The 25651-nt window shown below is 55.0% G+C and carries 18 protein-coding genes; 2 read left to right on the top strand and 16 right to left on the bottom strand.

Translation table 11 applies throughout. The annotated features are described in order from the left end of the window. Positions 1-64: 64 nt before the first annotated feature. The 12 genes from ACM6I5_RS03060 to yaaA form a co-directional block, all read right to left on the bottom strand. The gene (locus ACM6I5_RS03060) at positions 65-721 is read right to left on the bottom strand and encodes an alginate O-acetyltransferase AlgF (protein WP_017336623.1); all 657 of its coding nucleotides are present in this window, start codon (positions 719-721) and stop codon (positions 65-67) included. A 14-nt stretch (positions 722-735) separates the two neighbouring features. Further along, on the bottom strand, positions 736-1911 hold the full coding sequence (locus ACM6I5_RS03055) for an alginate O-acetyltransferase (RefSeq protein WP_017336624.1): 1176 nt from the start codon (positions 1909-1911) through the stop codon (positions 736-738). A gap of 11 nt (positions 1912-1922) precedes the next feature. Next, entirely contained in the window at positions 1923-3488 is a 1566-nt protein-coding gene (locus ACM6I5_RS03050; protein WP_017336625.1) for an MBOAT family O-acyltransferase, read from the bottom strand. Between the two features lie 247 nt (positions 3489-3735). Beyond that, on the bottom strand, positions 3736-4857 hold the full coding sequence (locus tag ACM6I5_RS03045) for a mannuronate-specific alginate lyase (RefSeq protein ID WP_017336626.1): 1122 nt from the start codon (positions 4855-4857) through the stop codon (positions 3736-3738). 7 nt (positions 4858-4864) lie between these two features. Further along, on the bottom strand, positions 4865-6313 hold the full coding sequence (locus tag ACM6I5_RS03040; protein WP_414879409.1) for an alginate O-acetyltransferase: 1449 nt from the start codon (positions 6311-6313) through the stop codon (positions 4865-4867). A gap of 10 nt (positions 6314-6323) precedes the next feature. Further along, complete coding sequence (algG, locus tag ACM6I5_RS03035) at positions 6324-7895, bottom strand: mannuronan 5-epimerase AlgG (RefSeq protein WP_017336628.1); 1572 nt, start codon at positions 7893-7895, stop codon at positions 6324-6326. Between the two features lie 26 nt (positions 7896-7921). Next, positions 7922-9406, bottom strand: coding sequence for an alginate export family protein (locus ACM6I5_RS03030; protein WP_017336629.1), 1485 nt, complete (start codon positions 9404-9406; stop codon positions 7922-7924). Continuing rightward, entirely contained in the window at positions 9403-10911 is a 1509-nt protein-coding gene (gene algK, locus ACM6I5_RS03025) for an alginate biosynthesis TPR repeat lipoprotein AlgK (protein ID WP_414883159.1), read from the bottom strand. The genes ACM6I5_RS03030 and algK overlap by 4 nt, the downstream gene beginning before the upstream one ends. A 9-nt stretch (positions 10912-10920) precedes the next feature. Further along, a complete protein-coding gene (locus ACM6I5_RS03020) occupies positions 10921-12090 on the bottom strand; it encodes an alginate biosynthesis protein Alg44 (protein WP_017336631.1) in 1170 nt (389 codons plus the stop codon). A gap of 36 nt (positions 12091-12126) precedes the next feature. Further along, positions 12127-13608: a mannuronan synthase gene (gene alg8 / locus ACM6I5_RS03015; protein WP_414879412.1), complete on the bottom strand. Its 1482-nt coding sequence runs from the start codon at positions 13606-13608 to the stop codon at positions 12127-12129. A 121-nt stretch (positions 13609-13729) separates the two neighbouring features. After that, the gene (locus tag ACM6I5_RS03010) at positions 13730-15046 is read right to left on the bottom strand and encodes a nucleotide sugar dehydrogenase (RefSeq protein ID WP_414883158.1); all 1317 of its coding nucleotides are present in this window, start codon (positions 15044-15046) and stop codon (positions 13730-13732) included. An 813-nt stretch (positions 15047-15859) separates the two neighbouring features. Beyond that, complete coding sequence (gene yaaA / locus ACM6I5_RS03005) at positions 15860-16639, bottom strand: peroxide stress protein YaaA (RefSeq protein ID WP_414883157.1); 780 nt, start codon at positions 16637-16639, stop codon at positions 15860-15862. A gap of 162 nt (positions 16640-16801) precedes the next feature. Between yaaA and ACM6I5_RS03000 the strand changes: the two genes are divergently transcribed. Both ACM6I5_RS03000 and ACM6I5_RS02995 read left to right on the top strand, forming a co-directional pair. Next, positions 16802-17926: a polysaccharide deacetylase family protein gene (locus tag ACM6I5_RS03000; RefSeq protein WP_414883156.1), complete on the top strand. Its 1125-nt coding sequence runs from the start codon at positions 16802-16804 to the stop codon at positions 17924-17926. Between the two features lie 336 nt (positions 17927-18262). Next, a complete protein-coding gene (locus tag ACM6I5_RS02995) occupies positions 18263-19657 on the top strand; it encodes a PhoH family protein (protein WP_052909687.1) in 1395 nt (464 codons plus the stop codon). Between the two features lie 179 nt (positions 19658-19836). Here ACM6I5_RS02995 and ACM6I5_RS02990 read toward each other — a convergent pair whose 3' ends face one another. From ACM6I5_RS02990 to ACM6I5_RS02975, 4 genes are read right to left on the bottom strand one after another with little or no spacing between them, the layout of a single operon-like run. Next, positions 19837-21060, bottom strand: coding sequence for an MFS transporter (locus ACM6I5_RS02990; protein WP_414883155.1), 1224 nt, complete (start codon positions 21058-21060; stop codon positions 19837-19839). Continuing rightward, positions 21057-22619: a carbamoyltransferase C-terminal domain-containing protein gene (locus ACM6I5_RS02985; RefSeq protein ID WP_017336639.1), complete on the bottom strand. Its 1563-nt coding sequence runs from the start codon at positions 22617-22619 to the stop codon at positions 21057-21059. The genes ACM6I5_RS02990 and ACM6I5_RS02985 overlap by 4 nt, the downstream gene beginning before the upstream one ends. Positions 22620-22621: 2 nt before the next feature. Then, complete coding sequence (locus ACM6I5_RS02980) at positions 22622-24448, bottom strand: methyltransferase domain-containing protein (protein WP_414883154.1); 1827 nt, start codon at positions 24446-24448, stop codon at positions 22622-22624. Between the two features lie 29 nt (positions 24449-24477). After that, complete coding sequence (locus tag ACM6I5_RS02975) at positions 24478-25584, bottom strand: SagB/ThcOx family dehydrogenase (protein ID WP_033037190.1); 1107 nt, start codon at positions 25582-25584, stop codon at positions 24478-24480. Between the last annotated feature and the right edge of the window lie 67 nt (positions 25585-25651).

Here is a 25651-nt window from a genome sequence, read left to right as displayed (position 1 = left end):
TCTTATTCCGTAGCCCGACTGACGACCCGGTCCCACAGGGGGACGGGGTCAATCAGGCAAATTTTTAGCGCGTCGAAACCGGGCGTTTTACCCAGACTGGCGACAGGCTGCTGCCGTTGCCGGTGACGTACAGCACCGCCGCTTCACCGCGTTCCAGGGCAACCGGCTTCACGTCGCCCACTTTCGTGGCGCCATCGTATAGCGCCAGGCTGACTTTGACCGGGTTGATTTCACGCTCGCCACGGCCCTTGGCGGCCACGGATGGCACCACTTCGGTCTTGCCGTCAGCGGTTTTCAGGGTCAAGGCCTTGTCACTCAGGTTCTGTACCCGAACCAGGGATTTCTGCTTGTTCTTGAACGGCGGCTCTTCGATCAGTTGTGGCGCGCCGCTGGCGTTGTTGACCAGGGTGTAATAGTGATCACCGGCCAGTTTCACCGGCAGGGTCTGGCTGCCGACCTTGGCGCTGTAGTCGCCGCCCGGCATGAAGCTGAAGTCGGTGCTGGACAGCGGCGCGACGTCGGCCAGGTTGGTGCTGCCGACGGTGGCGCTGACTTCAGCGTTGCCGGCGTTGTAGACACGCACGAAGCTCGAGCCTTTCGGTGCGGTCGGGCCGTAGAGCGCGGAGTCACCACCGGCGAAGGCGTTCATGGAAAGGACGCTGAAGGTCGCGGCCAGAGCGAAGGTCTTGGCGAGACGGCGAGGAGTAGTAGTGAAAGTCATGGTGTACCTCTCTTTCAGTTTTGCGCCCGGTCGGGCGTCTCGGATTTAGTGTTTGCGGCTACGTTTTGTTGGCGGGCGCCGGCTTCTTTGAGCTCTGCGACCCACTGCGGGTCGGCGTCGCCGATTTCGTTGTTCACAGGCAGATAACGTTCAGGAAACTCCCAGATCAGCACTTGTGGCGGACTGTTCTTGAAAGCATCGCTTTTCAGGTAGCTGAGCATCGGCAGAATCGGTCCGTGGCCGTCTTCGGCGTAATTGACCACGTCGCTCTTCAGCGCTTGTTTCAACGCACCGACGAAGTTCCAGTTCGGGTTGGCGCTGTAGCTGGTGCCGATCAGGGCCACCGGCACTTCGGTGTTGGCGAACAGCGCGTCATCACCGCCAGCCTGATCGTCGGCCACCACGGTGTTGCGTTTCTGCAACGGCTCGGTCGCCGGCATCAGGTTTTCGAACAGCGGATCGAGCGGCAGGAACAAGCGCAGGTCACCCTTGTGGGTCACTGTCTCTGCCGGCTCGGTGACGAAACGTTGTGGCTCGCCGCTGAGCGGGGTTTTTTCGGCAATGGTCTTGGCCAGGGTCTCGGCGGCGATTTGTGCGCCTTCCGGGGTCCAGTGGGTGTCGGTGCGCAGGAACACTTGCTGACCGTCGAGCTTGGCCTTCAGCAACGGGCCGTACAGGTCGGGGGCGAGGATCTTGTTGGCCGCCACACGGGCGTGGAAGTCCTCATAGAGGTTGGCGTGAATGCTCGAAGGCTTCTCTTCGCCCAGGTGTTCCGGGTACAGGCGAGTCTTGGCCGGCACAATCGCCATCACCAGTTTCACGCCTTTGGCTTTCAGTGCCTGGCGTACGCCTTCGACCAGCGCGTAGTTGCCTTGCAGGTTCAGCTCTTCGTTGACGATCGGGTTGAATTCCTCATCGCTGTACAACCACTGGTCACGGCCGAGCACGACGCCCGGACGACCTTCGTTGAACAGTTTGAAATCCAGCGCGGCCCAGAGGTTGGTGCCCAGGCGCTTGATCGGGAACTCGTCGTCGTAATGCGTTTCCACGGCTTTCGCCCAGCGGCCGTTGAGCACCGTCGCGTCGGCGTTGGTGCTGAAGCCGAGGAAGCTGCGCGTCGACCACAGGCCCAGCACCAGCAGGGTCACCATGAACAAGGTGATGTAGAAGATACGTAATGAGCGGGTCATGGTCAGATCCCTCAGAACTGGAAGTAAAGGAACGGCGAGAAGCTTTGCGCCGAGAGTTTGAAAATCGAGGCGATGAACAACACCAGTACCAGCGTGCGCATCACGTAACGCGACCAGTCCGCCGTCCAGTAGGCCGGTTGCACGGTGGCTTCAACGCCGACGGTGTAACCCGGTTCGTGGATGCTGGCCGGGTTGTCGCCCGGTACGGCTTTGATCATTCCAGGCGTTGCGGCAGCGGGGCCATCGGCCTCGACGTTCACAACAGGCTTGGTCTTCTCAGGCGGCAGGTTGCTGTAGAAGTCACGGATACCGAAGAACGCCAGGGTCATGTAAGCCACCACCAGTGTCGCCACTTGCAGACCGGTGAGGCTGGCCTGGTTGAGTTCCGACAGCGACCATTCGCCAAAGCTGAACATTGCGCCGTACATACGACCGGCGACGTGCAGGTTTTCCGAGCGGAAGATCACCCAGCCCATGACCACGAGCAGGAACGTCAGTGCCCAGCGGATCGGGTTGATGCTGCGTGGCGAGGTGTTCAGGCCCAGGGCTTTTTCAATTGCCAGCCACATGCCGTGCCATGCACCCCACACGATGTAAGTGATGTTCGCGCCGTGCCACAGACCACCGAGCAGCATGGTCAGGAACAGGTTGCGATAGGTCATCAGCGTGCCTTTGCGGTTACCGCCCAGCGTGATGTACAGGTAGTCACGCAACCAGGTGGACAGGCTGATGTGCCAGCGACGCCAGAACTCGGTGATCGACTGGCTGATGTACGGCTGCTTGAAGTTTTCCATGAAGCGGAAACCCATCATCAAGCCCAGGCCGATGGCCATGTCGCTGTAGCCCGAGAAGTCGAAATACAGTTGCGCGGTGTAGGCCAGGGCGCCGAGCCAGGCATCGCCCGTGGTCGGGTTCTGCAAGGCGAAGCAGTGGTCGGCCACCACCGCGAGGGTGTCGGCGATGAAGACCTTCTTGATGAAACCCTGCATGAACCGCGTGGCACCTTCGGAGAACTTGTCGAGGGTGTGGGTGCGGTTGTTGAACTGGTCGGCGAGGTCGCGGAAACGCAGCACCGGACCGGCAATCAGGTGCGGGAAGATCGCCACGAACGCCGCGAAGTCGATCAGGTTGCGCGTTGCCGGGGTGTCACCACGGTAGACGTCGATGATGTAGCTGATGGACTCGAAGATGTAGAACGAGATCCCGATCGGCAACAGCACATGGGTCAGGATGAACGGCGACAGACCGACCGAAGTCATCATCGCGTTGATGCTGTCGACGCCGAAGTTGGCGTACTTGAAGTAGCCGAGAATGCACAGGTCGACAGCCACGCCGAGCAGCAGCCAGCGCTGGGCCGGTTTGGTCCGAACGCCTGCGGCGCCGACTTTGAGGCCGATCCAGTAGTTCCACAGCGTGACGGCGGCGAACAGCGCGAGGAAGTCCACGCGCCACCAGGCATAGAACACATAGCTGGCGATCAGCAGCAGCAGGTTGCGATAGCGTATTCCGCTCAAGTAATACATGCCGAGAAAGATCGGCAGGAACAAGAACAGGAACACGTTGGATGAAAATACCATCCCGGTCTCTCCATGTTTAACCAACAGTCAAGGGCCGCAGCCCCCCCAAACCCCCCCATAGAATTCGGGACGGTTGTATTGCATGTTGCGCACTAGCCTGTGGCGAGGGAGCTTGCTCCCGCTGGGGTGCGAAGCGCCCCTGAACCTGATGAACGCGGTGTGTCAGTCAGTCCGCGTTTACTGGGTTACGACTGCTTCGCAGCCGAGCGGGAGCAAGCTCCCTCGCCACAGGGGAATACAGTGAACGTTAAGAGCCTTTACCTTTTTCGTTGGCCGGATCGTAGACCTTGGTCAGGTCACCCCCGAGACGGAAGGTCTTGAATGGCTGCATCTCGTGCTTCTTCTCAAGCACATCCGGCGAGCAGGTGTAGAGCGTGCAGAACGGTTCGAGCCAGGCGAATTTCGAGTCGACCTTGAGGTCGGTCATATCCTGTTCCTTACCGTTCTTCTTCTCGAATTCTTCCGGGTCTTTGACACCCGCGAGCACTCGGTCACCCAGGCGTTTCAATGCGCCGTTGTTTTCCTGACGCAAGTCCACACCGTTGACCTGAGCGAAACTGGCGATCATCGCCAATGGCGGCAGGGCATAGTTGTGATAGGCGAGGGCGCGTTGCTGGCGCTTGAGTTCGTTCGGCAGGAAACCCTGGGCGTCGATCTGATTGGCGCCGACCTTGAATTCCTTCACCGACCAATCGAACAGGTCGCGACGGTTGGTGGCAATGGACGTTGCCATCACCGACCAGGCGGACCAGTACGAGTGGTTGTTGGTTTTTTCCAGCGGCAGGTTGTCCCAGTCACTGACCACCTGATCTGCCATTTTGCTGAACCAGGCTTCAATCAACTGCGACTCTTGCTGATGGTTGGCCAACGGATGCGAGTCGGAGAATTTCAGGCGCAGGTACGAAGACGCCATGCTGCCCAGCGCCCATTTGCGCATGGACTTGCCGGTGTGGTTGAAGTCCTTGGACATCAACGCATCGGCCTTGGCCCACGCGGTCAACCAGTTCAGCGTGCATTCGAGCTGTTCCGGGCGACCGTCACGCATGTACTGCATCACGCGCTTGCTGGTGCCGCGCTCAATCTTGGTGATGTCGGCGGTGGTGTCGCGGAAGGCTTTTTCCGAGGCTTTGTTCAGGGTCGAACGTGCCTTGTCGGAGCCTTCGTATTTGCTGCGAAATTGCAGCGAACCGGTGTAGGGCGTCGGCATGGCGTCACAGCCTTCGCTCTTGTCGCCGGTTTTGATTTTTTCGATCGGCGCGAAGTAACCCTGGGGTGGACGCAGGGGCGCGGCGGCCTGGGTCGCACCGGCAAACATGGCCAGGCTCAACAGGGACGGTGCGATCAATCTTTTCAAAGTTCGGGTTTGCATGATTGCCTCATTGCCCGGCTTGAGCGGTACGTTGCTCAGCGCCTGGGAACACGTTGCGTTTGCAGATTTTCGCTTCGACTTTCTGTGGCGCGGCACCTGCTTCAGGGCCCTGGACTTCGACGGCCAGCAGATTCTGCGAGGCCCAGTCTTCGTCCGTGCGCAACTCGAAAGCGAAACGCCCGTCGGTTTCGGAGGTTTCCGGTTTTTCGATCTTGATGTCCTCGTGGCGACCGTTCATGTACCAGAGGGTGGCTTGCAGGGTTTTCACCGACGTATCGGCGAAACGGATGTCAACCTGGTGACCGCTGTTTTGCAGGTTCAGGTTCTTGCTGTTGACCATCAATTCGTTCTTGCCCGGTTTCAACGTGGCACTGCCGCTCATCTGTGCATCCTTTCCTTCGCAGCCGTTGTCCAGCAGCGCCATCATCTGGCGGTAGATGGTTTCCTGGTCGAGGCGATAGAGCGGCGAGAATTCCCAGATCAGAATCTTCGGCGGCTTGGTCTGGAACTCTTCGCTGCCCAGGTACTGCAGCATCGAACCTTCCAGGCCACCGCCAGGGAACGCCACGTTGAGGATGTCGGCGCCGATGGCCTCTTCGAGGAAACCGGCGAAGTTGTAGTTCTTGCCACTGTGGCTGGTGCCGACCAGGGTGATCTCGGGATTGCCGGAGTCACTGAACAGGTCGCCGTCCGCCGCTTCGCCTTTCGGCTCGGTGGTGAATTGATCCATGTACTGGATCGCGTAGCTGGTGCCACAGAGTTGACCGGCCATGTTGTGTAACGTTCCGGTCTTGCCCATGCGACCCGACTTATGGCTCTCGAATTCGCGTTTCGGAATGCCGGCAAACTCAGGCAGTTGCTTGATTTTCTCACCGACGATTTTCGCCGTGCGCTGGGCGCCATACGGCGTCCAGTGCTGATCGCCGCGGAAGTAGAAGTCGTGGGCGGGCAGGGTGTCGGGCAGCGATTCGTTGGTCAGCGGCGACAGGTCTGGCACTACGTAACCCATCTGCTCGAAACGGCCGAGCATGGTCTTGTAGTTCTTCAAAGCCTTGTCGAAATCGAATTTGGCCTTGTCTTCCGGATTGAGCTTGTTGCGGTTCACCAGGCCACGCGTGGGTTGATAAACAACGACGAGCTCCACGCCTTTGCTCTTGAACGCATCGTGCAGTTCTTTCATGCGTTTGTAGCCGGCGGGGGTGGTGTTGAATTCGGTGCGCAAGTCTTCCTGCGTACGGAACAGCCAGTCGCCCTGGGCCTGCACCAGCGTGGTGAAGTTCTGCTGATAACGCGTGGTGTAGTTCTTCGCGTCGTGGGCTTCGGGGCACAGGTTGCAGCACGGTTCGGCGCTGAAGTTCGGTGCCTTGACTTCATCGGCACGGACGCCAGCGCTGGCTGCGAGAATGCCGGCGGTCAGGGCCGACAAGCTGAGTAATTTGATCAAGTGTGGGTGCATAAGATTATCCTCAGTCCCGCATTTCGGTCTGGCGTTCGACAGGGTCGATCAGCACGGCTTTCTGCTGGCGTACCAGCAGGTCGAGAATTTCATCCTGACGCTCGCCGAGAATCCCGTTGAAGCTGATGCCGCTGGATTTGGTCGGGGCGAGCATGGACACGCGATACAGCTCGACGCTCAGCGGCGAGTCGATGGACAGCGGCCCGCTGCCGTTACCGGCCAGTTCGCCGCCGACGATGATCAGCGACACCTGGGCGTCGAACGGGTCGAGCTTGATGTCGCGGTCGGTGTCGGTCAGGTCCTTGATGTGGCCGTAGACGCCGGTCAGCCCGTTGGCCATGGCCAGGTTTTCGTAGAGGCGGATGTTCACGCTGTTACGAATACGGATGCCGTGGCGACGGTTGCTGATCACCTTGTTGGCCCACAGCAGGTTGTCGGCACTCTCGTAGAGGGTGATGCCGTCGGTGTGGTTCTTGTAGATCTCGTTGTAGGCGATGACGTTGTTGACGCTGTTACGGTCGATCACCAGGCCCGACAACTTGTTGTCGTAGCTGCGGTTGTTGAAGATGAAGCTGTCGTTGACCTCACGGGAAATGATGATCCCGTGCTTCTTCTTGGTCCCGTAGACGGTGTTGTCGGCGATGATCAGCCCGTGGGAACGGTCATGCGGGTCAATGCCGTAGACGATGTTGTCTTTGTAGGTGTTGCCCTTGACCACGAAGTCGCGGGTTTCGTAGCAGTAGAAGCCGTACCACATGTCCGAGAACTCGGAGCCGACGATCCAGCCGCTCGGTTCTGGGCGCTTGAGCACCTTGGCCATGTTCGGCGTGTACTGGGAAATACTCACGCCGTAGGACTTACTGTTGGCGTAACCGAAACTGGCGATCTTGCTGTTGGCGATGTAGGTCTGGGTGCCGCCCCAGGACAGCAGGAACGGACGGAATTCCTTCGGCGACTTGAAGGCCGCCGGGCCGTTTGCCTTCTCGCTCCAGCCCGTGATTTTGGTATCACGCACAAACAGCTGACCGTCGTTGACCAGGAATGAACCGGCCTCTTGGGACAGGCGCAATTCCTGGGTCTGCTTGTCGATTTCCAGGATGCCTTTCTCACCGACCACGATCGGCAACTTCGCCAGGAACACGCCCGGCGAGGTTTCGCTGAAGTACTGCTTGGGCAGCTTCTTGGTCAGGTCCTTGAGGTTCATGTAGCCGTCGTCGATGAAAATCGCCTGCGGGATGCCGTGCTGACGCACCACCCATTCGGCCATTTTGTTATCGCCGCCGATGAAGTCCTTCAGGGCGTTTTCCTGCATCATCCGGCGTACGCTGATCTTGCCGGCCTTGGTGCGCACGACTTTCGCAGCGATGGCTTCGGCGGTGTAGCCGGAGGTGTCCGGCAGTTTCGGTTTTTCCAGCTCCAGCGGCGCGGTTGGCGCGCTGCTGACGGTGTAGGTCTTGGCCTGCTGCAATTCCTTGGCCGTGGTGACCGGCTTGACCGGTTCCACATTGGCGAAGCACGCCGAGCTTGCCAGCAGCATCGCGCCGGCCAGCAAGGTCAGTGAGCCTCTCTTCGGACTGTTCATGTCAGGAACTCCCTTAGCGGTTCGCATCAGAAGCGCCAGATCACGTCGACAAACGCGCGGTGCATGTACGAGTCGACTTCCTTGCCGTAGGCATCGCCTGGCTTGAACACACCGCCACGCAAGCGCACGAGGGCCGAAGGCTCATCGATCGACTGGCTCAACGCGGCAGGCAACAGGCCTTGCTTGAAGTACTTGGTGACCACGAGGTCCATTTCCTGGCCGAGGTCTTTGTTGCCGTCTTCCAGCGGCAGGGACGTGCTGGAGAGAATCGCGCCGGTCGGGTCGGTGTCGTTCTCGACGGCGTTGATGCCGTTGCTGCCGACCGGCTTGTTGCCGTCGACGCGCCAGAACTTGTGGTAGATCACACTGGCGTCGTATTCGTCGTTGAGCATCCACGAACCGAACAACGTTGCGGTTTGCATGTTGTTCATTTCGCCACGGAACGCTTCGCCGAAACGGTGAACCCGCGAACGCGTACCGGTGTAGTTCGAACGGTTGCTTTCCAGGCCGTTCTGTTCGTAATCGGCACTGGCGCGGGCATAGGCTGCACCCACTTGCCATTGCGGATCGAGGCGCAGGCGCACGCCGATATCGGTGGCCCAGCCGTTGAGGTCTTCACCGCGCTTGGCTTCTGTCGGACGGGTACCGTCGGCGTTGAGCTGATTCACCGTGTCGGTGTCGCCGCTCATGCCGGTGACGCTGCCCCAGTAATTGACGGTGTTGGTGTTGCGGTAGTTGTAGGCGTCGCTGTCGGCGGTGAGGCCGAGCCAGCTGATGTCGCCGTTCTGTTTCTTGTCCAGCGAGTCGCCGGCCACACCCGGTTCCGGGTAGTCGAGCTTGCCGTCATCGTGGGTGTGATGACCGCGAATCCCGACCCAGTTGCCCGGCGTCCATTGATACGCAGTATCGGCGTAGACGTGCAGGCGATCCTTGTCTTTCGGTGCCAGCTCTTTCAGGTCGGTGCGGTATTCGCTGAAGCGTTCGGCAATACCGACGTTGGCGCGCAACAGGGTGGTGTCGAAGGTCCAGTTCAGGGCTTCGATGTTGGTGTCGCGCCATTGGCCGTCGTCGTTGCGCAGACGTTGGCGACCGAGCTTCAACTGCTCGCCCGGGTACGGCGTGAGGCCGCTGTAGCCGACCCAGAATTCGCGCATGGCCAGGTAGTTTTTCTTGGTCTTGCGATCACCGTTGTCGGTGGTCTGGGTGCCGTCGTTGTCGGACTGCTGCAAGGTGTCGGTTTCGATGATGTCGGTGGACGTCACGGCCTGACCCATCGCGTAGGCGCTCCACGCGCCGCTCTCGCCATAGACCCAAGGGCGCAGGTCGAGGCCGACGCCGCTGACGTCGCCGCCACTGGCGGTGCCGAGGTCACGGTCGTCTTCGGACTGGCCGGTGACTTTCACGTCGAGACCGTAGTTCTTGGTGTCGGTCAAGGCCGCCAGGGTTGGGCACGACCACAAGAGGGCGAATGACAGGCCGATACCGGCCTTCACGAATGGATTCAACTTCATAGGGATTCCTCGCCGTCTTCTTCTTCCAGGGCATGCAGTTCCAGCGTGTTCTGACTCAAGGCACCACGAACGGCCTGTTCTTGTTTCAACAGGCGTTGGGCCTCGGCGAGCTGGGCAGGCGGCAGTTGGGTTTCGAGTGTTTGTGCAAGCTCGGTGGCTTGCGGCGTGTTCTGTGCCTTGGCCAATTGGCTGAAGACGTAAGCGTTAAGCGGGTTGGGCCGGGTGCCCTTGCCTTGGGAAAACAGCTGGGCGATGGCGAAGTCGGCACTGTTCTGGCCGTTGCGCGCAGCGGTCAGCAGGTGATCCAGGGCTTTCTGCGAATAGACCTTGCCCAGGTAACCGCGGCGGTAAATCTGGCCGAGGTAGTAATCGGCGGCGACTTCTTTGCCGACGGCTTTCTGGAAGTGCTCTTCGGCGACTTTCGCGTCGGCCGGCACCCATTTGCCTTCGTAGTAAAGCTTGCCGAGCAACAGTTCGGCGCGCGGCTGGTCAGCCGCGCGGCCGTTGTCCAGGTACTTCATCATCGTGTCGACATCACCGAGTTCCGGGAAGTCGTAGAGCAATTGCGCCAGGCTGACCCAGGAAGCGGGGTAGGCGGGGGCGATGTCTTCGAGCAGCGACTGAGCGGTTTTTTCGTCGGTCTTGCCCAGGCTTGCATCACCGAGCACGCGCGCGACGCTGTCCACGCGTTGAGCGGAAACGGTGCCGCGGGTATGCGCCGCTTGCATCTGCTTGATCAGCTCGGCCTGCTGTTCCGGCTTGCCTTGCTTCTGGTAAACCGTGGCCAGCTCGACATAGCAGATGTCGGTGGTGTTCAACGCTGCTTTGCAGATGGTGACAACTTCGTCCAGATGCTGGTCGTAGGTGCCCTGGGTGCGATAGAGCAGCACTTGGGCCAGGCCCGCTTCCGGTTTGCCTTCGGCGCGCCATTGGCTGATCTGCTGTTGCGCGTTGACGTTGGGGAAGCTGTGCGGGTATTGCAGGTACAGCATCGCCAGCGGAATCAGGGTATTGCCTTCGCCATTGGCCGAGGCTTTTTTCAACAGGCCTTCGGCTTCGTGCTGTTCGGCTTCGGTGGAACCGGGCTTGGCCACCAGCAGGCGACCCAGGCGAGCCTGGGCGCGCGGCGAAACGTCGGCCGCGGCGCGATAAGTCGCCTCGGCCTGTTTGATCTGCGCCGGGTCGCGGCTGTCGACCTGGATATCGGCGAGGCCTACTTGCGCCTCGCTGTAGCCCAGGTCGGCCAGTTGCTTGTAGTTCTGCTGCGCCAGCGTGGTGTCGCCGCGCTTCAGGGCTTCATTGGCCAGGCGCTGGTCGGGCAGGCCGGCGCAACCGGCCAGGCTCACGGCCAGGGCCAAAGCACACACCGCACCCCTGTGGGAGCCAGTCTGCTGGCGATTCAAGCGGCTCGGTACATCAGACAAACCGCGGCGATCCCATCGCGAGCAGGCTCGCTCCCACAGGGACTGCGGCGTATTCGAGATTTTTGTGATGGTCACGGGCATGTCCTCTGCTTAGATACCGGAAGCCATGGCTTTATCGATCAGCCAGTTCAGGTTCGGGCCACGGTCGCTGTTCACTTCAACCGGGCGGCCAGCGAATTTGCTGTCCAGCGGCTCGTCAGGCTGGATCAGCACACGGATGTCGGACGACAGGTCGGCGCTTTTCAGGCTGGTGCTGCTGACGATCTTGCCGGTGCGGGTTTTGTCTTCGCCGGCAATCTGGAAGCTGACGTTGGTGCCTGGACGCACGTCGCCGAACTGGCGATAGGAGAAGCGCGCTTCGACGTTGGCTTCGCTGTTGCGCGGCACCAGTTGGAAGATCACGTCGCCCTTGCTGGCGTACTGACCGTTGGCGACCAGTTGCTGGGCCACGGTGCAATCGCACGGCGACGTCAGGGTGCCGGTCATTTGCTTGCCGAACAGTTCTTCAACCTTGGCCGGTTGCAGTTGATTGTCGTCAAGATGACCCTTGAGCACGTCGAGCATGCTGGTGCTGAACGTTGCGAGCGGAGCGCCTTTGGCGGCAATGCCGTCAGCCTTGATCAGGCTCTGCACGGTGCCGTCGCGTGGCATGGTGATGTTCATGCCCGGCACGCTGACCAGACCGGCCTGCGCATGGCTGACGAAGTACATGCCGTACACCGATTTGAAGATGAAACCGAACGCCGCCAGGCCGACGATGAAAATCGCCAGGCTGAAGGTCACTGCACGCAGACGACCGAACGCGGTCATGCCGTGGCCGCCATCCTTGACCTTGCGCGCCTTGGTGAAGTTGTCGCGCTGCAGGGTCGCCAGCACTTCACCCATGCTGACGATGTCGCCGGCCAGGTGAGAGGTGATCAGGTGACGCAGGGTCGAGATGTCTTGCGGTTCCAGGTTCTGGAACTGGCAGCCGGCACGACCGGTCTGGCGATCGACGGAGCGCACTTGCAGCTCCACGTCCATGGCCAGGCCAAGGTTATCGATGACGAACTGCAGGCGAGCCTTGTACACGTCGCCGATTTTCAGTGGCAGTTGACCGGCGTTGAAGGCCAGGCCGCCGGCAGAGAGGTCGATCACTCGAGCTTCCATCGGGGTCCGGTCCGGACCGAAGAAGCGCAGCTTGGCCGGAATTTTCACTCGGGCGTGTTGGCGCTGGGCTTCTGACTCATGCACTACGTTGGCGTTGACGGCGGTATTCATAGGGGCGATTTCCTGGTTAATTCAATAAGGGGGCGGTCAGACCATCATCAGCAGCACGGCAACAAAAATGCTGCCGGCGGAGAAGGTCATGGTCCGAGACGACCAAGTGTTGAACCAACGTTGAAAGCTGGCGAGATCACGGGTCAGTTTGGTGTCCTGGCGAGTCCAGGATTGTTGGTCGAGGCGGAAGAACACGTAGATCTTCACCAGCGCGCCGACGATCTGGTTGTAATAGAGAATCGCCGGGTAGGCCGGGCCGATCCGGTGACCGGAGCAGGACAGCAGCAGGGTCAGGATCAGGCGGGTAATGCCGATCCACAGCAGGTACACCAGGATGAACGCGGTGCCGTACTTGAAGGACGCGATGATCGCGACCGTCAGGCCCAGCAGCGAGGTCCACATCGACACGCGCTGATCGAACAGCACCACCGAGGTGAACAGGCCGAGGCGTTTGACACCAAGTCCCAAGGCGCGGGCGTTCTGGCGCAGGTTGTTGCCGTACCAGCGGAACATCAGTTTGCGGCTGGCCTTGATGAAGCTTTTTTCCGGCGGGTGTTCCACGGTGTGGATGGCCGCGTCCGGCACGTAGAACGTGTCGTAGCCCAGGCGCATCAGGCTGAACCAGCTCGACTTGTCGTCACCGGTCAGGAACTTGAAGCGACCCAGGCGCCAGTGTTGCAGCGAGTCGCTTTCCACGTCCGCGATGAAGTCCGGGTCGGTGACCACGGTTGCGCGGAACACCGACATCCGGCCGGTCATGGTCAGCACACGCTTGGACAGCGCCATCGAGCACATGTTGATGTGACGCTGGGCGAAGCGCAGTTTGTGCCACTCGCTCATGATGTAGCCGCCGCGCACTTCGCAGAACTCGTTGGTGGTCAGGCCGCCGACGTTGCTGAACAGCTTGAACCACGGCACGGTCTTGAGCACGACGCCTTCGGCAAGCACGGTGTCGCCATCGATCACGGCAACCACGGCACGGTCGTCCGGCAGGTGGCGGGAGATGGCGCGGAAACCGTAGGCCAGGCCGTCACGCTTGCCGGTGCCGGGAATGCGCACGAAGTCGAGCTTGACCCGCTCCGGTGGATTCATCTTGGTCCAGAGGCTCTTCACCAGCTTCTCATCGGACATTTCCACGATGGAGCAGACCATGGTGGTCGGCAGGCCGCAGTCGATCGCTTCGCGAATCACCGAGGCATAGACCTGGGCGGTGGTCAGCGCGTCGATACGAAAACTGGTGACCATCAAAAACACATGGGACGGGTCTGCCGCTTTACCCAGCTTGCGCACTTTGCGCCGCAGGTGCGGGTAGACCACGTACAGAAACAGCATGCCGCGCAGGAAGTGCGTGGCACCCATCGAATAGCGCCAGATCCCGATGAAGCCGATGAGGAAGATAAAGTCCTTCGAATCGGAATCGAATGTGGACGCAGGCAACGCCATGGCGATGCCCATCAATAAACTTAGGTAAAACAGCCAACCGGCGGCCTGAAGTAGGCCGTGCTTTAGCCTGTGCATAATCTGCATCCGTCTCGATCTCGGGCGAGCCTGTGGGGTGGCCCGATGGGGTTAAGGCAGGCGAAAAAGCCGGGAGGGTTTGCAGGCTGGGGAACGCCGCAAACCCTCCCGATGCCGCTTGTTACCAGCAGATGCCTTCAGTCCGGCCACTCACGCTGGTGGCTTGAGACATGAAGCCGACCAGGTCGATCACTTGCTTGCCGTGCGGAGCGTTCTGCGCCAAGGCGCGGAATTTCTCGTCACGGTTGCCGAGGATGATCACGTCGGAGTTGTTGATCACTTCGTCGAAGTCGGAATTGAGCAAGGACGAGACGTGAGGGATCTTCGACTCGATGTAGTCCTTGTTCGCGCCGTGAACGCGGGCGTATTCGACGTTGGCGTCGTAGATGCTCAGGTCGTAGCCTTTGCCGATCAGCATTTCTGCCAGATCAACCAGCGGGCTTTCGCGCAGGTCATCGGTGCCGGCCTTGAAGCTCAGGCCCAGCAGGGCAACTTTGCGTTTGTCGTGGCTGGAAACGATGTCGAAGGCGTTTTGCACCTGGGATTCGTTACTGCGCATCAGCGAGTTCAGCAACGGCGATTCCACGTCGAGGGCGCCGGCGCGGTAGGTCAGGGCCCGCACGTCTTTCGGCAGGCACGAGCCGCCGAACGCAAAACCGGGGCGCATGTAGTACTGGGACAGGTTCAATGTCTTGTCCTGGCAGACCACTTCCATCACTTCCCGACCATCGACGTCGCACGCCTTGGCGATGTTGCCGATCTCGTTGGCGAAGGTCACCTTGGTGGCGTGCCACACGTTGCAGGTGTACTTGATCATCTCGGCAACGGCGATGTCCTTGCGGATGATCGGCGCGTCGAGTTCTTCGTACAGCGATTGCAGAACGTCGCCGGATGCCTTGTCGAACTCGCCGATGACGGTCATCGGTGGCAAGTCGTAGTCGGCAATCGCGGTGCTTTCACGCAGGAACTCAGGGTTCACCGCCACACCGAAATCGACGCCGGCTTTCTTGCCGGAGCAATCTTCGAGAATCGGGATGACAACGTTTGCGACCGTGCCTGGCAGTACGGTGCTGCGAACCACGATGGTGTGGCGGGTGGTTTTGTCACGCAGGACAAAACCGATCTCGCGGCATACCGCTTCGATGTAGTTCAGTTCCAGATCGCCGTTCTTCTTGCTCGGCGTGCCGACGCAGATCATCGACAGGTCGGTGTCGCGAATCGCTTCTGCGAAGTCGGTCGTACCGCGCAGGCGGCCGGTTTCGATACCCTTGGCCAGCAGTTCGCCCAGACCCGGTTCAACGATCGGCGATTTGCCGGCGTTGATCATATCGATCTTGTCTTTGGCGACATCGACGCCAACGACGTCATGGCCCCGTGCAGACAGGCAACCGGCACATACTGCACCGACGTAACCCAAACCAAATATGCTGATGCGCATCGCATTTACCTCTGTATTTATCAAGCCATTACATGGCCGGAGTTAATGGTGTTCAGCGGTCATAGTGCACTCGGAAGTTTGGGCGACAGGCGCCGCAATGCCGTGTGCAGGCATACTAAGTTCCGAGTGTCTAAATAAGTGCACTCAAGGTGTGCGCAACTAGGCCTTATTATTATGGTCTGCCCTGTTATGCAGCCGAGTCCTCTGGTCAGAGGTCATCCGTGCAAAGGTCTTGCGCGCTCAATGCCAGGCCATAAGCCCGTAAATCAAGCGGTTCGGGTGCTCGGGAGAGCACGTTTATAGGGGCGCAGCCTTGGCCGTGTAGGGGATAGTAGTGATGCGTTATCTCCTGTCCTTCATGTGTTGCCCAAATCAGGGATTATTTAGCCGAAGTTATTGTGACAACTTCGCTACGTGGTCTCTTCTCTGCGTAAGTTATCTCGTACATGTTCAGAGATAATCGTTACCGGTGGTATGAGCTACGCATTTGGACATAGTTCCTGTCCGCCCATCGCGAATTCTGAAATTTCTTGAAATATTGAGAAAGATGGCACTACTTTCAAATTGATGGCACGTGCTGTCTCACCCTTGTTACACGGGGCGATAAGCGAGAAAGATAGTTTTGTGCCACTACCGATAAAAAATTTCAGTGCCACTACTGAAAAAATTCATCGGCGTCGAGTGAAACTAAAGTTAGGAAAGTGACCGATGGTTTTCTGGCGCCAAGAGGTTGGCGATTCGGGCGGGAAATTGTTGGACGATCAGACGCAGGCGCACGACGGAAAATTTGCGGTCGTGCGCCGATCAGGTGCGTTACTCGGGGGCGTGATCGCGAAGAAACACCAGGTTGTCCGGTTTGGATTGTTCGGTGCTGTATCGATAGCCCTGAATATCGAATTGCTTGAGGGCTGCCGGGTCGTTGATGCGTTCTTCGATGACAAAGCGGCTCATCATGCCCCGGGCTTTTTTCGCGTAGAAGCTGATGATTTTGTACTGGCCGTTTTTCAGGTCCTTGAACTCGGTATTGATGATGCGAGCCTTCAAGGCCGTGCGTTTGACCGCCGAGAAGTACTCGTTGGACGCCAGGTTCAGCAGTACGTCATCACCCTGGTCGGCCAGGGCTTCGTTCAACCATTCGCTGATGCGCGTGCCCCAGAAGGCATAGAGGTCCTTGCCGCGGGCGTTGGGCAATTTAGTGCCCATTTCCAGGCGATACGGCTGCATCAGGTCCAGTGGGCGCAACAGGCCATACAGGCCGGACAACATGCGCAGATGCTGCTGGGCATAATCGAAATCGGCTTCGCTGAAGGTTTGCGCGTTCAACCCGGTATAAACGTCACCCTTGAACGCCAGCAATGCCTGCTTGGCGTTTTCCGGTGTGAAGGCCGGGGTCCAGCTGCCGAAACGTGCGGCGTTGAGCCCACCGATCTTGTCGGAGACGTGCATCAGCTCGCTGATCTGCGCTGGCGTCAGGTCGCGCAACTGCAGGATCAGCTCCTGGGAATGGTCGAGGTATTGCGGCTGGGTGAAGCGCTGTGTCGCCGGCGGTGTTTCGTAGTCGAGGGTCTTGGCGGGGGAAATCACCATCAGCATGAAGTCGTCTCCTTTAATCGTGGGGGCGATTCTAGGGGGTTGTGCCTAATGACTCCAGCTATCAAGGCCATAGGTGATCGGCGGTGAGCCCGTTTTTCTTGGCCGGTGGGACGCACTGTATCGGCTATAGTGCCGCGCGGGTTTTGTTATGGAGACATCCCATTGCGTATCGTTTTTCTTTTATCAGCCTGGCTGTTGAGTTTCGGTGCCGTGGCGGCGCCGGGCGATGTCGCGACGCTCGATCGCAGCACCTGGCCTGAACAGCTCAGCAATCCGACGCTGTTCGATGTCGCCTCGCGCGCAGAGATTCTGATGTTCGCTCGCGTGCTGCTGGCCAGTGAATCGCTGGACGAGGCGAGCCTGGCCCAGCGCCTGGGCCTGCGCACGATCAACCTGGATTCGGTCAATAGCCTGCGTCAGCGCCTGTGGCAACGCTTGCTGACCAACTACAACTTTGCCCAGCAAAGCTGCGATCAGGATGCTTCCTTCTGTTTTCTGGTCGAAGACATGGCCACCTTGCGCGAGCAAGCCGCCAAGTTTCAGGTCAGCGAGGACAGCTACTACATAAAGTGGGCGGAACCGAGCCGGCTGTTCCATGCGCAGTACCTCGACGAGCAGTTGCGCAAGGCTGCGCTGTTTCCGCAAACCAGTAGCGAAGTCGATCGTTTTGGCGACTACGAGCGCAACGGCGAACAGATGCATGACCGGCTGTTCCTGTTGACCTTCGACAGCGCCGCGAATGCCGCGCCGGACAACACGGAGTGGGTCACCGAGTACCTGCGCAAGGCGAAGATGACGGGTACGTTCTTCGTCCTCGGCAAGGATATTCAGGCGCGCTTGAGCGAGCGCTCAGTGGCGAGCCTGCAGGCCACTTATTCGACGCAGTGCATCGGCGTGCAAGGCTGGGAGTTTCGCTCCCACAGCCACTGGCAGGACTGGCAGGACTCGGTGCGGCGCAGTGCCGAACTGGTCAAAAGCAAATTGCCGGAGAACTATGTACCGCTGTTCCGTCCGCCCGATGGCCAGCGCCGTTCTGACGCGGAAGGCTTCTTCCGGTCCCAGGGCTTGCAGGTGGCGCTATGGGACATCGATGCCCAGGACGGCGCCGGCAAGCTCAAGGCCAACCAGAGCGCCCAGCGTGTGTTGACCCTGATGCTGTTGTGGCGGCACGGGGTGATCAACTTCAACATTAAGCAGGACGGGGTGAAAACGGCGATGCCCTGGCTCATTACGCAAACGGCGCCAAGCGGGATCGGTTGGGAAGACTGTCAGGACGCGTTTCGCTGAAACGGGAAAAGCCCGTAAACATTGGGCGAGGGGTGATTTCAGGCAAGAATTCGGTGCAGGCGGACTTCCGACTTTAACGGCACATTGCCTTCACGCCAAGGGCTATTCGTCACTCTGAAAAATAAACTTCAAAAAAGCGTCAAAGTGCTTTTTTCTGTCACAGGTTTTGGAGTATTACGAAGACAGACCGCCGAAACCTGCAACACAGGTGGCGTCTCCCAAGACCCCAGTTTGTGTGCAGTTCACTTGAATCATCACAGGTGGATTCGGCAGTCACTTCGAGGCGCAGCACCGCCAAGGTATTGCGTCGAATGGCTCCCACAAAGGTGACCGAGTATGGATGATCACGGACGTAGTTCTTCCTCCAACCAGCCAATCCTTTATGTACTCGATACCAACGTATTGATTCACGATCCAAACGCCCTGCTTAACTTCGAAGAACACCACGTCGCGATCCCGATGACCGTGCTTGAAGAGCTGGACAAGCTCAAGAGCGGGCATCACAGCGTGGCTGCGGAATGCCGCCAGGCGATTCGCCTGATCGACAAGACCCTGGGCGATGCCAGCCCTGAAGACGTTGAACTGGGCGTACCGATCCAGCGTGGCAAAAGTGGGCCGAAGGGTTTGCTGTCAATTCTGATGAGCAAACGTACTGAACCGAACATCATTCTTCCCGAGCACCTGAACGACAACATCATCATCAACCAGTTGATCGACCTGCACGCGCGCGAACCCAAGTTGCCCGTGGTGCTGGTCACCAAAGACATCAACATGCGCCTCAAGGCCCGTGCCTGCGGGATCGCGGCCGAGGACTACAGCACCGACCAACTGGTTGACGACGTATCGCTGCTGCCCAACGGCTATCACAACATGGTCGGGTCTTTCTGGGACCTCGTAAGGAATGTCGAAACCCGTCAGGATCACGGCCGCACCTGGCACCAGGTGAAGATGATCGACAATCTGCCGGCAGTGCATATCAACGAGTTCATCATTGACGAACAGGGTTTTGTCGGCTGGATCAAGGAGATCGACGAAGACAAACTGCTGATTCTCGACCTGCATCAGGAACCCCTGTTGCACCAGGAAGCCTGGGGCCTGAAACCGCGTGACATCTATCAGAGCCTCGCGCTGTACGCCTTGCTCGATCCGGATATCCACTTGGTCAACCTGTCGGGTGCGGCCGGTTCCGGTAAAACCATCCTGGCATTGGCGGCGGCCATCGAGCAGACCATGGTCAGCAAACGCTATCGCCGGATCATCGCGACGCGCAGCGTGCAGGGCCTGGACCAGGAGATCGGCTTCCTGCCCGGCACCGAAGCGGAAAAAATGGAGCCTTGGCTGGGCGCCATCACCGACAACCTCGAAGCCCTGCACATGGATGACGAAAACACCCATGGCAGCGTCGACTACATCCTCAGCAAAGTGCCGTTGCAGTTTAAATCCCTCAACTACATCCGGGGTCGCAGCTTCCAGCAGAGCCTGATCCTGATCGATGAATGCCAGAACCTCACGCCGCACCAGATGAAAACCATCATCACCCGTGCCGGCGCCGGTTCCAAAGTGGTGTGCCTGGGCAACCTGGCGCAGATCGACACCCCTTACCTGTCCGCGACCAGCTCCGGGCTGACATACCTGACTGAACGCTTCAAGGACTTCCCGAACGGCGTTCACATCACCCTGCAAGGGGTGCCACGTTCGATTCTGGCCGAATACGCCGAATCGCATTTGTAACCCTTTACCCAAACCGGGCGGCCCTCGTGGGTCGCCCGGTTTTATCTATCGCATTTATCCATGCGCTGAACGTCCTTCAGGCATTCCTTGTCTATATTTTTTCGAGATGAAAAATACACATCTCCATATTTCCTAAATCAAGACAGTAGAGTTTAGAGCGAATTATTTTGGGAGCTATTTTATTCGTTGGAGATGCGAATTGACTCTGAAGAAAAAACATCGCGGTACTTTATATGTAATAGCGTACCGAAAAATACTGCGCTAGCCCCAGAGACAACAAGTACGCCTCCGATTGAAACGAATGTTGATAGCCATGCTCCAAAAATTGGCCCGCTAATCATAAATATCAACATTAAACTGCGGGTGGTTGCTGATACTGTTCCTAAATTAGATACAGGGCAGTATTTCTGAAGGGTTATGCCAAATCCTAGAGATGTCAGACCATATGCGTAACCTGCAATGGAAAACAGTAGTATGAGTATTGCTAATGTTGTCAGATTACCTGGTTCAGTTAATAATCCTGCCGTTGCTACCATTATGCCAAATACAAGTAGGGAGAGCGTCGAACAGAAGAAGATTCTTTGGGGGTAAACCAATTTGAAGCTCAGGCCCGCAATAATTCCACCTAGTGCGGTAGAGCTAACGATGACTCCAAATGCGTATGCATCAAGCCCTATGTTTTTTATATGTAGACTGAGTAGCGAATCATAGCATCCCAGTACGGCAGTTTGGGTCAACGCACAGATAAAAAATAGTTGTGTGGATGGGCCGGTACTTAATAATATTTTTAGGGCTTTTAAACTCCCAAAGGACCGTATTTCAGATTCGTGTATCTTCTTTTGCCGGTTACTCATAGAAAGCAAAATCACACAGAATATCCCTAACAGTGAAAAAATCGCAGAAATCAAAAAGCCGTACGCCTTGTCTGACATGCTTGCAATAACACCCGCTGTTAAAGGTGAGCAGACCTTGATGAACTGATCCATTACCGTGATCAGTGAAATATTACTGACCAAGTCTTTATTTGTAAGCAGCTTTCTCGTCAAGATTGTTTCTGCCGCACTAGAGCCAAGGTTCGACATTCCCTTGAGGCAGACTAATGTTAAAAAAATAGACTCAGAGTTTGCTCCAAATAAAAGGCAGGCAATGATAAGTCTAAAGGTGAAACTTATTAATAAAAATTTTACTGGGCTAGTATGGTCTGCTAAAACACCGATTAATGGTCCCAAGAAAAGTGTTGGTAATCCATACAGTGCTGCTGCATATCCCAAAGTTTTTGGCGAAGCGTCATATGCAAATGTAAGTACAGTGAAGATTAAAATGAAGTCTACCCAAAGTGTTACAGAGCTACTAAGTCGTACTCCACATAAATAGCCGTACCCGTTCGCCTTGGGGAAACTCACTGCTCTCTCCTCTTGGTGTGATACATCATGTTATCTACAACAAACGTGGATATATTATTGGTTGAGCAAAATAACTCAAGATCTGAAAATGTGTTTATAAACCCTTTGCCCTTGAAATTTAACGAGGTGTTACAAAGAACGCTGACCCCTGACTGCTTTTTGAACTCCAGTAATAGCTCATACATTTTAATATTGTCTTGAAGGCTGACAGTTTGAACTCTTGCTGTGCCATCAATGTGGGTAATTGCTTTGAGTCGTTTGTCAATTACATGATGAAACGACAGCATGAATTTACTTTGAATACAGTTCTCAAAGTAAAGCTTAGCATCCTCCTCTATGCAAATAGGAGCTACTGGACGATAGTGCTCTCTTTTTTTTATGGAGTTTAGTTTTTCAGTGGTGTTCACAGAAAATGGTGCCGCTATTATTGATCGATTACCCAGGGCCCTAGGTCCTATTTCACAATTTCCCTGAACCCAACAAATAATCTCTCCAGCAAGAAGCGCTTTGCACACGCGTTCAAGCACCAATGGACTTGACGAAAATGAGGACTTCTTTGCGTGGTTGAAAATAAAAGATTGTCCTGAATAAACGGACCATTCAAGTTTTGATTTGCCAGTTAATAAATGTTGCGCAATGGCAGACGCCCCGATACCGACACCGGTATCATTTGTGCAGGGTGGAACAAAAACTCCTTCGAACAATTCAGAGGTTTCCCATTTCTTGTTCCATTCACAGTTCAAGCCACAACCGCCAGCTACTAAGAGTGGAAGCTTTTCGGTAATGTTTGCACTGATGAAGTCATAGAACTCGTTAAAGAGTTTATCTGATAGCTTTCTAGCTAAATTACAGAATTTCGTTGTGTTTACACCTATGTTGTAATAGCCGCTATCCTTTAGGTCGAGTTTGTTGAGTGTGTCGATTGCTGAGTTGCAGTTTGTTATGTAGTCAATAACTTTTGACTCGAATGCGTCTGGCTCACCGTTTTTTCCAAATGCAGCCAGCGCCATCATTTTACCCGCGTCACCAAGCCTGCAATAACCTTTTTTTAGATTGAACGTTGGATCTGCCAAACCATAGGCAAATGCATAGCGAAGACCTGGTCCTTGCATAATATTGCCTATAGTTTGTATCGTCATGTCTGGGTTGATTTTATAAAAGTTGCCTATAAAACCTTCCCAAAGTAATACATAACAAGATGTTGTGTCTGCATAGGGAGACAGCGCGTAAGAGGCGAGTATGTGGGATATTTCATGGCTACAGTTAATCCACGCTATATTTTTCGCCCCAAAATTGCAGGTGGTTTGTTCGATATTAAGGCCAAGATAACCGCCTTCAGTTGGATGATTTCTGGGGTCTATTCCTTCAGCCCATCCGCTTACAGCGATTGCGTCCAGATCTTCTATGTTTTGAACGGCGTGAATTATTGCTGAGCTCAGGGAGAGAGGGGCGTATCTATTGCCGCCATTCTTTTCCGATTCATAACTGAAAACTAATTTTCCATTTTCAATTAGACATACGTGGCCGTCATGACCAGTATTTATGCCTAGTATTTTCATCGCTATTTCCTTATGGGTTTTAACCAAAATAGGTACATTTCGCTGAAAAAATTTGGATTGAGGTTTTCGAATAACTCCCAAGTGTAAAAAAGAGAATCCATATTCGAAGTATCATTGAACTTTCTAAGCTCGGGAGATTTTCTTTGTCCTCCATTTTCAAAACCTGCGAACTCACAATTTAGAGTTCTTGCAAGTGAGTGGATCTCTCGGGTTGTGAACGATTTTTCTAGTGGGTTGAAAAGTAAATCCATACACCCACTTCTACTGAAGAAGTCTTGTGAGTTAACTATTTCATTTGTTCTTTTATAATTGTAGTTTTGAACTGCCAGGTTTCGTATTCTTTCTAAATTGCATGGCGTATAGGGGATTTCGTTTTCAGACGCAAGGTTAGCCAAGTCTGCTATAGGGGTTCGAGCGTATGCGCTATATAGTCCTATTTTTGCAATGCCACCATCTTCTAGGGCGGAAAGAATCGCTTGGCATCCTTTCAAAGGATCTTGTAAGTGATGCAAAACTCCAATGCACTCAATAAGGCTAAACCCTATATTTAAAGATAGAATGCTGTTTAGGTCGCCGCGGATGAATTCTAGATTTCGAATTTTGTATTCGTTTCTCTTGTTTGTAGCATATTGCAAGCTTGACTGGCTAACATCCAGTCCTATGATTTTTGCGTGTGGATAAGTTAAGGCAAGTTGAATGGCGTGTCGTCCTGTTCCGCATCCTGCAACTAATATGTTGTTGTTTGGAGGTGCTTGCTTTGAGTTTAGCGTCCTGAAAAGTTGATCAAGTGTCGTTTTGGAATGTTTTGGTTTGGATGTCCATGTTGGGTACGGGTTTGCTTCATAAAAATCCTGGATAAGCGTTTTGCTTTTCAAGAGGGTGGGCGGTGTGATTTCTTTTTTTTGTTTCGTGGGAATCTGGCTGTGTAATTGGTATGGGCTTTTTAATGAGTTTATGATTGCCCCTTCTGAGTAAGACTCCAATATTAATCGAGCGTCAGTTCTTATTGTTGACGACTCTTTTAGGTTTTTTGATTTTAGTTTTTCAATGTTCGACAGTTCTTTTTTATCAGCAAAGTAAATGAAGTCATTTAACTTGCATTGCTTTTTTAATGCGGCAAGGAACGCTTGGTGTGTTTGGTTGTAGTTGTTGCTGAGTATGGATGCTATAAGTGTCTGTCTTATTGTTATAAGGGCACCCTCTATGATGTGGTTGGAAATTAGGCTGTTGCTCAGGAGGCTTAGTGCAATCTGATCTGATTCGATAATGTCCAGCAAAAGTGCGGGGTAGTTATCCGGTGTATGTGTAGTCTTTGCAGGTTTTAGTGCTAGCTGAGAAAAATACACTCTGGCTAGTGCATCTTTATCTATTCCTTCGGTATTAAAAAGTACCGCTAGGCTGGCGAATGTTGCAGCATCAAATGAGGTGAGATGGATCGACTGAAGTAGGTCAAGATAGTTGTACGCAATGGTGTTTTTTGTGAAGCCTTCTATTTTTGTTGCTGATTGGTATGTCCAGATTGCTGCATTGATTTTTCCATTTTTTTCCTGAACTGATGCCAGGTTTTGATGGAATTTAAGTTTGTCCGTTGCTGATGGTTCCGGTAGGTCGCAAGCCAGCTTGTAAAGGTACTCTGCTTTCTTCTTGTCGCCCAGTTTCTCGCATAAAGCCGCCAAATTATTCAGTGCTTTTACGTTGTTTGAATTGTTTTTTATACTTAGTTCGTATAGCCGTGCCGCTTCTTGAAGGTCGTTGTTCTTGAAACTGGAATCCGCCATTATTCTGGTTTGTTCGGAGTATTCTTCTTTTTTTAATGTGTCATCGTGCATGTGAGCACCTAATGATGATTTTGTTTATGTTATTGCTTCAACAGCTTTACAACTCCAGGGCTAAGAGGGTCTTGCAAGCCATGTCCTCCTGCTAGAACAAACAATGAGTGCTCTTTGAATCCATCGATTTTTATAAGTTTATTCAGTAAGTCATCTATAAAGTATCCGGTTAACCAAGTGTTAAGATTATGAGCGGTGGCTACGAGGTTGAATGTCTGAGATAAATGTCCAACATCCATTAAGGCCGATCGGTAGGCGCGCGAGTGCGGGTATTTCCACCAAAGCTTATCAAAGCGCGAACTCATTACTATCAGGAAACTTGCATCCACTGCGAAACTTTGATGGCATAAAATTTGTGATAGATCGGCGTTTATTTCACTATCCAATTTTGTTAGCACATGTTGGTGGGACCTATAGTGATAGATGCCGCGCTCTAGGTTACTAACATTTAAAGCGATCAAGTATGCCTCGGTTGCTTGTAAACACCCTGCACTTGGTGAAGATCTACGATAACCAACGGTTAAAACGCCGCGTTCTGCGAGATTTTTTTTATGCGAGTCACCGTGGATTTTTCCGAATGTACTGAAAAGTATGTTAGATACAATTTCCAGTGGAACAGGCTCGCCATTGAAATTTCGACTTGTAATTCTCTCCCATAAGGCTTTTTTCAAGCTATAAGAATCGATTGCGTTGCTGTCCCAACGGGGGAGTTCTACTAATTCGCCTTCTCGCTCAATATCAAGATTTGGGGCGCTTTCGGCGATGCTTTCGCAAAAGCTTACATAGCCTGTTTCTTTATTTTCTTCTGTGATTGCTAAGTCATTCGGAAAATTATGCTTGCTTCCAAGATGAAATATTTTTGAAACAAGGTCCCAGCCCCAAGGACCATTTAAATTTTGTATTTTTTGATGCTGCTCAGCCTTTTTGCCAATTAGTAATATTCCTGCTTCAATCAGTATTTCATCCTCGGGTTTTGATGTGTACGGCATACCAATTGATTCGTTTAGCTCGAAAATTCTGTCAAGATAACTTCGATCGAATATTTCATACTGTTCACCTGTTTCCAGGTTCCATAATCCGAAGATTCCTTCGTTTAAGGTGATTATTAGGTTCTCATTGACTTTAAACTCGCTCATCTTCACTTTCTCCACGAAAATTGTGCCGAGAGAGTGTGGTGGCTCCCTCGGCATTGGCCGAAATTAA

Origin of the sequence: Pseudomonas sp. IT-P171 (assembly GCF_949767765.1) — a bacterium.
Classification (GTDB): Bacteria; Pseudomonadota; Gammaproteobacteria; order Pseudomonadales; family Pseudomonadaceae; genus Aquipseudomonas; species Aquipseudomonas fluorescens_B.
The sequence above is the reverse complement of the archived record's forward strand: the minus strand, read 5'-3'. Positions and strand labels throughout refer to the sequence as shown.